Genomic DNA, 12,684 nt, shown 5'->3' with positions numbered 1-12,684 from the left:
AAAGGCCCCAGGAATCCCTCCGGACCCGCCGGTCCCCAGGAACGCCGAAGGGCGCCCGCCATGCGGCCGGTACGGCCTGGCGGGCGCCCTGTGGCGCGGGAGCTGTGGCGCGGGAGCGGGCTTACTTGGCGTAGTCGGGGTACCCGTACCCGACGACCTGGGACTTGCTCCGGACGTGCTTCTGCACGGCGTCGGAGGTGTTGCCCTCGACGGTCTTGATCGTGCCGTCGCCGTTGTCCTTGGCGACGACGCCGACGTGGTCGATGTCGCCGATCTTGCCCTTGGAGCCCTTGTCCCAGTCGTAGAAGACGATGGCCCCGGGCTTGGCGGTGTCGCCCCAGCGGCCGGTCTTCTTCAGCCAGCTGGCGTGCTCGACGGTGTAGGCGTCGAAGCCCATGTTCTTCACGCCGAGCTGCGCGCCCAGCCAGGAGACGAACATGTTGCACCACTGGGCGCCGTTGTACTCGGCGACCTTGCCGCCGTCACGCTTGGCGGTCTGCTTCGCGGCGGGGGACGAGACGTACCAGTCGTGGAACTTGGTCTGCCCCTTCTTCCCCTCCTTGATCCCGACCTGCTTCTCGGCCAGCTTGATCACTTCGCTGGACTTCACCGCGCGGGGGGCCACGGAGTAGCCCTCCTGGGCGGCCTTCTGCTTGGACATGGTGCCGATCTTGGGGGCGCTCTTGTGGGCGCTCTTGGCCTTGGCCTTGGCGGGCGGCCCGGCCATCGCGGCGGCCTGCGCGGCACCGGTGGCTGTCCCGGCGGTGGCCTCGTCGCCGGACACGCCGGTGGCGACCGCGAACCCGAGGGACCCGGCGAGCACGGCGCCGACGGCGACGCCGGCGGCGAGCTTCTCGGTGGGCAGGAAGTTCACACTGTTGCGCTTGGGCATGCTGACGATCTCCTTGTCTTCCATTGCGCCTACCGGGTTAGCTGACGGATTCGGGCGTGGAAGTCGCCCTACGGCACGCGCTGGGCGCGCCGATTCACCCCTGGAAAGTTGGGTCCCCGGTTCCCGTCCCCGTGGTGGCGGACGCGGATTTGGCCACGGGCACCGCGGAGGCGGTGCCGGCTGTCGGATTGATCTCGTGAGAGATGAAGCGCGGAACAATGGGGCCGCGCGCCGCGGGCACCCAGGCTCCGCGGCCGCCGGTCATGTCTGAGCACGACCGGCCACAACGCATGGAACGCGCTGCGAGATTTGAATAGAAGGTATCAACCTTCTCATGAAAAGCAAACCGGGCACCAAGGTCCCCCTCAGGTCCCTAAAGCCTGCTCTATAGGACACCAACAGACCGGCCCCGCCGCCCCTTCCCGATCGCGCGGGTTCCTTCCCGGAAATCCGATCAAGGGGAGGCCCGCAGAGGCGCGACAAGGCCCGGAAGGCGCCTGGACAAAGGGGTTTCGCGAGTTGGACCGCAGCCTCGAGGCCGCCCGCGGGCGCCATTTTTTACCTGAGCGGCCCGGCCGATTCTTTACCTTGGCGGTGACGGGCGCCACACCCGCCGCCGCCATTCCTTGATCGAGGCCGGCGCCGGGGCCGTCAGCGCACCCGGAGGGCGAACATCGTGGTGTCGTCGGCCGCCCGGTCGTGCTCCATTCGGTCCAGCACCTGGTCCAGGACCGGCTCCGGCCCGTCCGCGCAATCCTGCAAGATCTGAGTCAGGCGCTCGATCTGCGCGTCGATATCGGCCTCCCGACGCTCGACGAGGCCGTCGGTGTAGAGGAAGATCAGATCGCCGGGGAGCAGCCGGGTGGTGAACGTCGCGTAGTCGTACCCGGGGACGGCGCCGAGCAGCGGATCGGGGTCGATGCTGAGCTGGGCGGCCTGCCCGTCGCGCACCAGGATGGGCGGCGGGTGCCCGGCGCAGGCCCATTGCAGCACCCGCCGGGAAGAGTCGTAATGGGCGACGACGCAGGTGCCGGTGGCCGCGTTCAGATCGCCGACCAGCTCGTTCAGCCACGCGACGAGGCGTCCGGGCGGGCGGCCGGTGTAGGCGAGGCCGAGGAAGCCGTTGCGGGTCCGCGCCATCGCCGCGGCGGCCTGGAGACCGTGCCCGGCGGCGTCGCCGATGGCGAACAGCCCGCGGCCGTCCGACAGCGCCCGGGTCGCGAACCAGTCGCCGCCGATGCGCGCGGCGCTCTCGGCGGCCAGGCTGCGGACCTCGATGCCGAGCCCCGGAAGCGGCTCCACCTCGCGGTCGTCGGGCAGGATCGCGCGCCGCAGCGTGACCGCCACCCGCCGCTCCTGTGCCGTGCGGGCCTGCTGCCGCAGCATCTGGCGGCGGGTCTCGGCGAGCGCCTGCTCGACGCCGCGCCGCCGGGTGATGTCCTGCGAGACGACGTTGATCGAGACCGGCAGGCCCGACTCGCCCAGCACGGGCTCGATGAACACCCACAGGTTTCGGCGCTTGCCGTCGGGGGTCGTCACGCGGTGCTCCACCTCCACCGGCTCGCGGCGGGAGAACAGTGTCTGGAACGCCTCCTCGACCAGCGGCACGTCCTCATCGGTGACGAGCTTGGACAGGTCGTCCGACTCCGGCGGCTTGTTACTCGGGTCCTGGAGGTAGTTGGCGGCCATCTGCGGCGTCCACTCGGCCTCGCCGGTGACCAGGTCCCACTCGCCGAAGCCGATCTGGGCGAGCCGCTCGACCCGTTCGAGACGGCGCCGGACCCGGTCCTCCTCGTGGTAGTAGTGCCAGGTGACGCAGACCCCGGTGGGCACCGCGACGCACCGCGCGCTCATCCGGGACGTCCGGGCCAGGCCCTCCTGCGCGGTGGAGAACACGAACGGCTCGCGGCCGTAGGGCCTGCCGGTCTCCAGCACCTCGGTGTAGGCCGCGAACAGGCCGGTCAGCGCGGTCCCCGGGTCGGTCCGCAGCAGCCGGAGCCCGGTCAGCTCGGCGGCGCCGCGGCCGAACAGGTCGCGGGCGGTCTCGTTGAGCTCGGCGTACAGGAAGTCCACGACCCGGCCGCCGTCGTCGCGCACCGGCACCAGGTGCGCGGCGCTGTCGGACGAGCCGTCCAGCACCGCCCGCGCCACCTGGTCGGCGGGGAGCGCGGCGATGATGTCGGCGTCGCCGCCGGTGTCGACCGCGGTGACCTGCCGCAGGATCTCCCGCGCGGCGGGCGTCTCGGCCTGCTCGGCATTGGTCAGGTGGGCGCCGGCCCGCTCGACGGGGCTCGGCGCGGGCGCCTCCGCGCCGGTGAGGTCCCAGGCGCTCACCGGGCTCTCACCGCCCCGCACGCCGACGACCAGCGCCGCCGCCTCGCCCAGGTCGAGGTCGAGGTCGCGCGCCAGCCAGATCAGATGCTGGAGCGCCTCACCGGGCGGGACGCCGAGGCGCCCGGCCAGGACGACCCGCGCCTCGGCGAGCATCGCGCGGTCGTGCGCCGCGCCCCGCAGATCGGCCAGTTCCGGTGCCGTACCCGGTTCCGGGTCCGGCCGCGTGTCCCGAGACTCCGTCACCCTTCTCCCCCATCCGGCATTTCATGCCCCCGGAAGAAGAAAGGTACATAGGCCCGAGTAGGGCCTTTCTCATTATCTTCATTCTCAGTCCAGATCTTTGCCCCGGTTTTTCGTTTTATACGGGGCTCTTCACCTTCCCGACACCAGGGGACTACCTGGGAGCCGCGCCTTCTCCACCTTGCCGGCCGCGTTGCGCGGCAGCTCGGCGACGAAGACGATCTCGCGCGGCACCTTGAAGTTGGCGAGCAGGTCCCGGCAGTGCGCGACGAGGTCGGCGGCGGCCGGTCCGGTGCCGGGCCGGGCCCGCACGTAGGCACGGCCGACCTCGCCCATCCGCTCGTCCGGGACGCCGATCACGGCGGCCTCGGAGACCGCCGGATGCCGGGCCAGCACCTGCTCGACCTCGGCCGGGTAGACGTTGAAGCCGCCTACCACGAACATGTCCTTGGACCGCCCGGTGATGATCAGGTTGCCGGCCGGGTCGAGCCGGCCGAGGTCGCCGGTCGCCAGCCACCCGTCCCGGATGGTCTCCCGGGTCCCCTCCGGGTCGCCGAGGTAGCCGCGCATCACGTTGTGCCCGCGGACCATGACCTCGCCGGACGCGCCCGGCTCCACCGGCGTCCCGTCCGGGCCCGCGATCACGATCTCGACGCCCTCGATGGGCCGGCCGCAGGTGGTGGCCACGGTCGTGTCGTCGTCGCCGAGCGAGCAGGCGGTGACGGTGCCGCACGACTCGGTCAGCCCGTAGGCGGTGACCACCTCGGGGAACAGCTCGGCCCGCATCCGGCTGATCAGCGCGACCGGGACGGTCGACGCGCCGGTCACCGCCAGCCGCAGCGACGACAGGTCGCGCTCGCGCGGCGCGTCCAGCAGCGAGGTGTAGATCGTGGGCGGGCCCGGCAGGACGGTGATCCGCTCGGCCTCGATCAGCCGGGCCGTCTCCGCCGCCTCGAAGACGTCCTGGAGCACCATCGTGGCGCCCACCAGCAGGCAGGCCAGCACGCCCGCCTTGTAGCCGAAGGAGTGGAACATCGGGTTGACGATCAGGTAGCGGTCGCCGCGGCGGATCCCGGTCCGGCCGCTCCACGCCAGATAGGTCCGCACGTCCTGGCCGTGCGTGCACATCACGCCCTTCGGGCGGCCGGTGGTGCCGGAGGTGAACAGCACGTCGGCGATGTCGTCGGCGGTGACCGCCGCCTCGCGGGCGTCCGCCTCGGCCTCCGGGACGGCCGCCCCCGCGGCGAGGAAGTCCTCCCACGCCGTCGCGCCGGGCCCCGCGGTCGCGCCGAACGTGACGGCGGTGACGCCCTCCGGCGCCCCCTCGGTGCCGGCGCCGAGCATGCCCAGGTAGTCCTTGCCGAGGAAGCCGTCCTCGACGAAGACCATCCGCGCGCCGCTGCGGGTGAGCGGCCAGCGGGCCTCCTCGCCCTTGTAGCGGGTGTTGACCGGGACCAGGACGGCGCCGGCGCAGGCGGCGCCGAGCGCGGTCACGATCCACGGGACGCCGTTGGGGGCCCAGATCGCGATCCGGTCGCCGGGCCCGATCCCGGCGGCGATGAACGCCCTGGCCGCCACGCGGACGCGGGCGCGCAGCCCGGCGTAGGTCAGCCGGACGGTGCCGTCCACGACGGCCTCGGCGTCCGGGATCTCCCGCGCGACCCGTTCGAGGATCGCCGGAATGGTCATCAAGGCGTGCTCGTCCATGCTCACCGCTCTCTGTGCCACCGGGCCCGGCCTCCGGAGATCACGGTCCGGTCCCCCACCGAGACCGTGAAGCCGAGCGCGCCGTCATCCTGCCACGCGGCGATGTGAAGCCGATCACCGGGGAAGACGGGGGCGGCGAACCGGCCGTCCGGCTCGGCGAGCCGGGCGGGATGGGCGCCCGCCGCCTCCGCCGGCGGCAGCGTCGTCCGCCGCGACATCACGGTCGAGCCGTAGGCGGCATGGGTCACGGGGCGCGGGTCACGGCGATGGCGGCCTTGAGGTCGGCCCAGAACCCGGGGCGTGCGTCGACCCGGAAGGCGAGCCGGTAGACGGTCGTCTTGTGCCGGCCGCGCACCCAGAGCTGCACCTCGGCGGGTCCCGGGTGCGCCTGGAGGATCTCCTTGAGCTGACCGACCGACTGCGGCGTCACCCGCGCGGCCCGCATCTCCAGCCGGACGGGCGCGCCCTCGCCCGCCGCGTCCAGCTCGGGGACGGTCAGCTCCATCGCGACCAGGCGCGGCACATCCTCGCGCTTGTCCAGCCGGCCCTTCACGAACACCACGGTGTCCTCGGCGAGCAGGGCCGACACGAGCTGGTAGGCCGCGGGGAAGAACAGGCACTCGATCGCCCCGGCCAGGTCCTCGACGGTCGCGATCGCCCAGGCGTTGCCCTTCTTGGTCATCTTGCGCTGGAGGCCCGACACGATGCCGCCGATCGTCACCACCGCGCCGTCGGCGTGCTCGCCGCCGGTGAGCTGGGAGATCGAGGCGTCCGATCCCTCGCGCAGGACGTGCTCGACGCCGAACAGCGGATGGTCGGAGACGTACAGGCCGAGCATCTCCCGCTCCTGCGCGAGCAGGTGCGCCTTGTCCCACTCGTCCGCGGCGAAGGCCGCCTCCAGCACGCCGCCCGGCCCGCCGCCGTCCCCCTCGGCCAGGGTCCCGAACAGGTCGAACTGCCCCTCGGCCCGCCGGCGCTTGACCCGCACCGCGTCGTCGACCATCGGCTCGAACGCCGCGGTGAGGCCCTTGCGGGTGTGCCCGAGCTCGTCGAACGCCCCGGCCTTGATCAGCGACTCGACGGCGCGCTTGTTGCAGGCGACCGCGTCGACCTTGTCGAGGAAGTCGGGGAACGAGCCGTACCGGCCGCCGGCCCCGCGGCTCCGGATGATCGCGTCGACGACGTTGCGGCCGACGTTCCGCACGGCGGTCAGGCCGAAGAGGATGACGTCGTCGCCCTGGGCGGCGAAGTCGGCCTCGGACTCGTTCACGTTCGGCGGCAGCACCGTGATGCCCATGTGGCGGCACTCGTTCAGGTACACCGCGGACTTGTCCTTGTCGTCGCGCACCGAGGTCAGCAGCGCGGACATGTACTCGGCCGGATGGTTGGCCTTCAGGTACGCGGTCCAGTACGACACCAGCGCGTAGCAGGCGGCGTGCGCCTTATTGAACGCGTATCCGGCGAACGGCACCAGCACGTCCCACACCGCCTGGATCGCCTCGTCGGAGTAGCCCCGCTCACGGCAGCCGTCCCGGAACGGGACGAACTCCTTGTCGAGGACCTCCTTCTTCTTCTTGCCCATCGCGCGGCGCAGCAGGTCGGCCTGGCCGAGCGTGTACCCGGCGAGGACCTGGGCGGCCTTCTGCACCTGCTCCTGGTAGACGACCAGCCCGTAGGTGAGGCCGAGCACGTCCCTGAGCGGCTCCTCCAGGTCCGGGTGGATCGGGGTGATCTGCTGCTGGCCGTTCTTGCGGAGCGCGTAGTTGGTGTGCGAGTTCATCCCCATCGGGCCCGGCCGGTACAGCGCGGTGACGGCGGTGATGTCCTCGAACCCGTCGGGCTTCATCAGCCGCATCAGCGAGCGCATCGCGCCGCCGTCGAACTGGAACACCCCGAGGGTGTCGCCGCGGCCGAACAGCGCGTAGGTCTCCGGGTCGTCCAGCGGCAGGGCGAGCAGGTCGAGCGCGACGCCGGTGTTCTTCTCGATCAGCGCGATCGCGTCGTCCATGATGGTCAGGTTGCGCAGGCCGAGGAAGTCCATCTTGAGCAGGCCGAGCGCCTCGCAGCTCGGGTAGTCCCACTGGGTGATGGTGACGCCGTCGGAGTGCCGCACCCAGACCGGGACGTGATCGGTGATCGTCTCGCTGGACATGATCACGCCGGCCGCGTGCACGCCCATCTGCCGGACCAGCCCCTCCACGCCCTTGGCGGTGTCGATGACCTGCCGGACGTCCGGCTCGCCCTCGTACATCGCGCGGACCTCGCCCGCTTCGGCGTACCGCGGATGCGACGGGTCGGTGATCCCGTTCAGGTCGATGCCCTTGCCGCCGGCGTCGGCCGGCATCGCCTTGGTGATCCGGTCGCCCAGCGCGTACGGGTGGCCGAGCACCCGGGCCGAGTCCTTGACCGCGTTCTTGGCCTTGATGGTGCCGTAGGTGCCGATCATCGCGACCTTGTCGGCGCCGTACTTGGCGGTCACGTACCGGATCACCTCGCCGCGGCGGCGCTCGTCGAAGTCGATGTCGACGTCGGGCATGGAGACCCGCTCGGGGTTGAGGAACCGCTCGAAGATCAGCCCGTGCTCGATCGGGTCGAGGTCGGTGATCCCCATCGCGTACGACACCAGCGACCCGGCCGCCGAGCCGCGCCCGGGGCCGACCGCGATGCCGTTGGTCTTGGCCCACATGATGAAGTCGGCGACCACCAGGAAGTAGCCCGGGAACCCCATCTGGACGATGACGTCCATCTCGTACTCGGCCTGCTCGCGGTACCCGTCGCCGAGCCCTCCCGGGAAGCGGCGGCGCAGCCCCGCCTCGACCTCCTCCCGGAACCAGGTGATCTCGGTATAGCCCTCGGGGACGTCGAACCGCGGCATCAGGTCGCGCTTCTCGAACCAGCCCGTGGTGTCGACCCGCTCGGCGATCAGGGCCGTGTTGCGGCAGCCGTCCTGCCAGGCGTCGGAGGAGTCGATCGCGTACATCTCCTCCGCCGGCTTGAGGTGGTAGCCGGTGCCGTCGAACCGGAACCGGTCGGGATCGGTGAGGTTCTTACCGGTCTGGATGCACAGCAGGGCGTCGTGCGCGGTCGCCTCGTCCGCGCGGGTGTAGTGCGAGTCGTTGGTCACCAGCGGCGGGATGCCGAGCTTCCGGCCGATGTCGAGGAGCCCGTCGCGGACGCGGCGCTCGATCTCGATGCCGTGGTCCATCAGCTCCAGGAAGTACCCGTCCTTGCCGAAGACGTCCTGGTACTCGGCCGCCGCGCGCAGCGCCTCGGCGTCCTGTCCGAGGCGCAGCCGCGTCTGGACCTCGCCGGAGGGGCAGCCGGTCGAGGCGACGAGCCCCCGCGACCACCGGGCGATGCTCTCCCTGTCGGTGCGCGGCCACTTCTGCAACCAGCCCTCGGCGTAGGCGTCGGAGGAGAGCCGGAAGAGGTTGTGCAGGCCGGTCCGGTCGGTGGCCCAGATCGTCTTGTGCGTGTAGCCGCCCGAGCCGGAGACGTCGTCCCGCTTCTGGTGCGGCTGCCCCCACCGGATCTTGCGCTTGTCCTGCCGCGCGCCGGGCGCCACGTACGCCTCGATGCCGATGATCGGCGTGACGCCGGCGGCGGCGGCCTGGTGGAAGAAGTCGTAGGCGCCGTGCAGGTTGCCGTGGTCGGTCATGGCGATGTGGGTCATGCCCATCTCGCCGCAGGCGGCGAACAGGTCCTTGAGCCGCGCCGCGCCGTCCAGCAGCGAGTACTGGGTGTGGACGTGCAGGTGCGTGAATGGCCGTTTCACCCCGCCCCCGCTCAGCCGTCGGCCTCGAGACCGCGCGCGATGGCCCGCAGCCCCGTGGCGACCTCGCGGCCGGACGGGGCGCGCTCGGGGTCGACCAGCCATTGCAGGTGGAGCCCGGCGATCAGCGCCATGTGCACCGAGCCGACCGCGCGGGCGGTCTCGGCGTCGTCCGCGGCGTCGAGGCCGTGCAGCTCGGCGGCCATGTCCGGACGGCCCCGCTCGTAGGCGTCGGCGATCTGGGCGCGGACCTCGGGCGAGCGGGTCGCCTGCGCCAGCGCCTCGACGGTCGCGACCAGCATCGGCCGGTCGCCGTCGCCCGGCTCCGCGATCTGCGACCACAGCCGCTCCAGCCGCTCGGCGGTCGTGGTGGCCTTCTGCTCGGCGGCGTGCAGGGTGCGGTCGCCCCATTCCTGCACCAGTTCCATCAGGGCGGCGTTGAGCAGCGCCTCCTTGGAGCCGTAGTGGTAGTTGATCGTCCCCACCGGCGCGTCGCCCGCGGCGGCGGCGATGTCGCGCGAGGTCGTCCGGGCGTAGCCGCGCTCCTCCAGGCAGCGCTTGGCACCGGCCATCAGCCGTTCTCGATGTCCCATGGCGGACACCCTAGCCCAGACTTGAACACCCGTTCAAAACGTTCATTCAAAACGGACGTTCAAGTCAGTGTTCGGGAGCAGGGGCCGCCAGTACTGCCGGTCCTTCTCGTCCCGCACGGTGAAGCCGAGCTTCTCGACGGCCTCGTCCAGCACCCTGACCTCGCCGTCCTCACCGGCCTTCAGTGCGGCCCTCCTGGACTCCAGCACCGCGTTGACCTCGGCCGGGAGCTCGGGCGTGTGCGGCGTCCAGGCGTGGAACAGGCCGGCGTAGGGGTCGGCGTCCAGCCACGGGTACCCGTGCGCCCGGAACGCCTCGGCGAGCGCGGAGGCGGACGCCTGCGCCTCACCGCGCAGGACCTGCCGCGACCCGGCGTCGAGCACCACGAGCCGCTTCCCGTCGAGGAACACCGCGGCCACGGTGTCGCCGTCGATCACCTCGCTGCGGCCGTCCCGCCGGGCCTCGATCCGCGCGCCGGTCACCTTCAGCCGCATCCCGTCGGCCATCGCCATGAACGCGAGCCCGGCCCCGAGCGCCAGGCCCGCCGCCGCGCAGATCGCGACCTGCCACGGCGCGCGCAGATCGCCGACGAACTCCAGCGGGCCCCGCATCGGCAGGACCGGCAGCCGGGTCACCCACCGCGCGAGCCAGGGCAGCAGCGTCCCGAGGACCAGCCCGAGCACCGGGAAACCCGCCATGATCACGACAAGATCGCCCCGCGGATACCCCAGCACCGACTCCCGCTCGTCCACGACGCCCCGCTCTCGGTCGCGGCCAGACCCGTCCGGCCCGGCCTCTCCCACGGACGCTAGGCGGGGCGGCGGCCGGGGACCACGGCCAAGAGTCGATCGCACCGCGACTTCAGTCGCCGGTCGCGCGAAATTCGATCGCCTCCGGCCCGGGGAGCTCCTACACTCGCGCCCATGCCCGCCTTCGATGACACATCCTTCCCCGCCCATGTCGCGGAACGGCTCGCCGGGCTGCCCGGCGTGCAGGCCGTCGCACTGGGGGGCTCCCGGGCCGCCGGGACGCACCGACCCGACAGCGACTGGGACTTCGCCGTCTACTACCGCGGCACGTTCGCCCCCGCCGACGTGCGCGCCCTGGGGTGGCCGGGCGAGGTCTCCGAGATCGGCGGCTGGGGCGGCGGCGTGTACAACGGCGGCGCCTGGCTGACCGTCGACGACCGGTCCATCGACGTGCACTACCGGGACCTCGACGATGTCGAGCGCGGGCTCGCCGAAGCGCGAGAAGGCAGCTTCCACGTCGAGCGGCTGATGTTCCACCTGGCCGGCATCCCGAGCTACATCCTCCTCGCCGAGCTCGCCGTCAACCGGGTCCTGCACGGCGAGCTGCCGCGCCCCGAGTACCCCGGGGCGCTGAAGCGCGCCGCGTCCGAACGGTGGCAGGGCGACGCGCGGCTCACCCTCGTCTACGCCCGGGCCGCCCACGCCGAACGCGGCCATCTCACCGACTGCGCCGGGGCCATCGCCACCGCCGCCGTCCAGGCGGCGCACGCGGTGCTCGCGGCCCGCGGCGAGTGGGTCACCAACGAGAAGACCCTCCTGGACCGGGCCGGCCTCCGCGACGTCGACCGCGTCCTCAGCGGCCTGGCCCCGACCCCGGACGCGCTCACCGCCGCCCTCGACGAGACGTCCGCCCTGCTGGAGGCCGCGTTCGCGAGGACCTGACCGGTCGGTGCCCCGCCCGCCCCCCGGAGACGGGTCCGGCTCGGCCGTCCGAGCGGGTCCGGTTCCTGGCCGACCTCATGACCAAGTACACCTAGCGTGTTCGGCGGGCGGGGAGGCGGAACAGGTCGCCGAGGCGGCGGAGGGCGTCCCGGTCTCCGGTCGCCGTGGCGGCTCCGCTTTCGAGCGCGGTGCCGAGCCGGAGGTGTCCCGAGGCCAGCTCGCGGAAGGCGTCGGCGCTGAGCGTGATGACCACGTCGGGGTGCTGGGCCGGCCCGTACACGGTCTCGATCTCGCCGTCGTCCACCCGGGCGTGGAAGGTCTCGTCGCCCGTGCGGAACTCGTAGACCGCGGTCAGGCCCGCGGCGGCGGCCGGGACGAAGGCGGCCTTCAGCCCGAGCACCGCCCAGCCGGGATGGAACGCCTCGTCCTCCCGGGGGTCGTCCATCGCCCACCGCAGGCCCCAGCGGGCCAGCGCGAGCACCGCCGGCCCGAGTTCCGCCCCCGCCTCGGTGAGGGCGTAGGCGGGGGTGCGGGCCGGCGGTGGAAGGGTGATCCTCTCGACCAGTCCCTCGCGTTCGAGGTGCTTCATCCGCGCCGACAGCAGCCCAGTACCGAGGCCGCGCAGGTTCCGCTGGAGGTCGCCGAAGCGCTTGGGACCGGTCAGCAGCTCGCGGACCAGGAGCAGCGTCCAGCGCTCTCCGACGATGTCGAGGGTGCGCGCGGTCGCGCAGTACTGGGCGTAGCTTCGCTGATCCACTTCATCATGCTAATGCTCGGGCTTTCTGTTACTGAATCGAAGCGGCCTCCAGGATCAGCCGGGAGAGCGCTTCCGGGTCGGTGAGCATCACGTCGTGCGGGCCGTCCAGCGTGAGGACGCGATATCCGACCGCCTCGGCGAACCGGTCGAACGCGTAGGTGGCCGGCCGGCAGCAGATGGCCGTCCCCGGGATCCGGTCGACGGCGCCGCTCAGCCGGGTGGGTTCAATGAAGGTTCCCAGGGGCTGGGGACGCAGGCGTGGGGCGAGCCATGCGGCGTCGTCCGGGTCGGTGACGCCGAAGACCTCCGGTTTGGGCACGCGCACCAGCGTTCCGTCCGCCCCGGCCCGGACGGCCTTCTCGAAAGCCTCCGGCGCCAGCCCGAACAGGCTCACGCCGTCGCCGCCCGCCCAGCCGTCCACCAAGACGACGCGGCTCACCCTCTCGGGCCTCAGATCGGCCGCCTCCCGCACGACCAGCCCGGCATAGCTGTGCCCGACCAGCACCACGTCACCGTCCACCGTGTCCACGGCGGCGACGACCTCCCGAACGTGGTCGTGCAGTCCGGTGCCGGCGTCGAAGGCGAGGTCGGGGGCCAGAGTGTGTGCGCCCTTGAGCAGCGGAACGAGGCGGTCCCAGGCCCAGGCGCCGTGCCAGGCCCCGGCGACAAGGATGAAAGTAGTCATGACGAGTCCCCCTAG

Annotated in this window: 10 protein-coding genes and 1 riboswitch; of the genes, 1 reads left to right on the top strand and 9 read right to left on the bottom strand. The window is 72.0% G+C overall.

The features are described from left to right. Positions 1-121: 121 nt before the first annotated feature. The 7 genes from OHA34_RS37685 to OHA34_RS37655 all read right to left on the bottom strand — a co-directional run bounded on the left by OHA34_RS37685 (position 122) and on the right by OHA34_RS37655 (position 10,288). Positions 122-916, bottom strand: coding sequence for a CHAP domain-containing protein (locus OHA34_RS37685; RefSeq protein WP_329520268.1), 795 nt, complete (start codon positions 914-916; stop codon positions 122-124). Next, positions 905-1,042, bottom strand: a riboswitch (cyclic di-AMP (ydaO/yuaA leader). It overlaps the preceding gene by 12 nt. Positions 1,043-1,543: 501 nt before the next feature. After that, positions 1,544-3,469: a PP2C family protein-serine/threonine phosphatase gene (locus OHA34_RS37680; RefSeq protein ID WP_329520267.1), complete on the bottom strand. Its 1,926-nt coding sequence runs from the start codon at positions 3,467-3,469 to the stop codon at positions 1,544-1,546. Positions 3,470-3,598: 129 nt separating this feature from the next. Then, on the bottom strand, positions 3,599-5,173 hold the full coding sequence (locus OHA34_RS37675) for a FadD3 family acyl-CoA ligase (RefSeq protein WP_329520266.1): 1,575 nt from the start codon (positions 5,171-5,173) through the stop codon (positions 3,599-3,601). 2 nt (positions 5,174-5,175) lie between these two features. Further along, positions 5,176-5,421 carry a hypothetical protein gene (locus OHA34_RS37670; protein WP_329520265.1) on the bottom strand — a complete coding sequence of 82 codons (246 nt, stop codon included), beginning with the start codon at positions 5,419-5,421 and terminating at the stop codon, positions 5,176-5,178. Then, positions 5,418-8,948, bottom strand: coding sequence for a DNA polymerase III subunit alpha (gene dnaE, locus OHA34_RS37665; protein WP_329520264.1), 3,531 nt, complete (start codon positions 8,946-8,948; stop codon positions 5,418-5,420). The genes OHA34_RS37670 and dnaE overlap by 4 nt, the downstream gene beginning before the upstream one ends. Before the next feature lie 11 nt (positions 8,949-8,959). Next, the gene (locus OHA34_RS37660; protein WP_329520263.1) at positions 8,960-9,538 is read right to left on the bottom strand and encodes a TetR/AcrR family transcriptional regulator; all 579 of its coding nucleotides are present in this window, start codon (positions 9,536-9,538) and stop codon (positions 8,960-8,962) included. Between the two features lie 42 nt (positions 9,539-9,580). Further along, the gene (locus OHA34_RS37655) at positions 9,581-10,288 is read right to left on the bottom strand and encodes a YqeB family protein (protein ID WP_285936445.1); all 708 of its coding nucleotides are present in this window, start codon (positions 10,286-10,288) and stop codon (positions 9,581-9,583) included. 171 nt (positions 10,289-10,459) lie between these two features. Here OHA34_RS37655 and OHA34_RS37650 point away from each other — a divergent pair, with 171 nt between their 5' ends. After that, complete coding sequence (locus tag OHA34_RS37650) at positions 10,460-11,227, top strand: nucleotidyltransferase domain-containing protein (protein ID WP_285936446.1); 768 nt, start codon at positions 10,460-10,462, stop codon at positions 11,225-11,227. A 91-nt stretch (positions 11,228-11,318) separates the two neighbouring features. On the opposite strand, the gene OHA34_RS37645 is transcribed toward OHA34_RS37650, so the two are convergent. Both OHA34_RS37645 and OHA34_RS37640 read right to left on the bottom strand, forming a co-directional pair. Beyond that, the gene (locus OHA34_RS37645) at positions 11,319-11,984 is read right to left on the bottom strand and encodes a winged helix-turn-helix transcriptional regulator (protein ID WP_285936447.1); all 666 of its coding nucleotides are present in this window, start codon (positions 11,982-11,984) and stop codon (positions 11,319-11,321) included. A 28-nt stretch (positions 11,985-12,012) separates the two neighbouring features. After that, positions 12,013-12,669, bottom strand: a complete 657-nt coding sequence (locus OHA34_RS37640) for an alpha/beta fold hydrolase (protein ID WP_329520262.1) — start codon at positions 12,667-12,669, stop codon at positions 12,013-12,015. Positions 12,670-12,684: the final 15 nt, after the last annotated feature.

Source organism: Spirillospora sp. NBC_01491 (genome assembly GCF_036227065.1).
Taxonomy (GTDB): domain Bacteria; phylum Actinomycetota; class Actinomycetes; order Streptosporangiales; family Streptosporangiaceae; genus Spirillospora; species Spirillospora xylanilytica.
The sequence above is the reverse complement of the archived record's forward strand: the minus strand, read 5'-3'. Positions and strand labels throughout refer to the sequence as shown.

Excerpts from the sequence above, each read along its gene's own strand:
- OHA34_RS37640 (WP_329520262.1), bottom strand. The coding sequence starts at position 12,669 with ATGACTACTTTCATCCTTGTCGCCGGGGCCTGGCACGGCGCCTGGGCC.
- OHA34_RS37650 (WP_285936446.1), top strand. The coding sequence starts at position 10,460 with ATGCCCGCCTTCGATGACACATCCTTCCCCGCCCATGTCGCGGAACGG.
- OHA34_RS37685 (WP_329520268.1), bottom strand. The coding sequence starts at position 916 with ATGGAAGACAAGGAGATCGTCAGCATGCCCAAGCGCAACAGTGTGAAC.
- OHA34_RS37675 (WP_329520266.1), bottom strand. The coding sequence starts at position 5,173 with ATGGACGAGCACGCCTTGATGACCATTCCGGCGATCCTCGAACGGGTC.
- OHA34_RS37660 (WP_329520263.1), bottom strand. The coding sequence starts at position 9,538 with ATGGGACATCGAGAACGGCTGATGGCCGGTGCCAAGCGCTGCCTGGAG.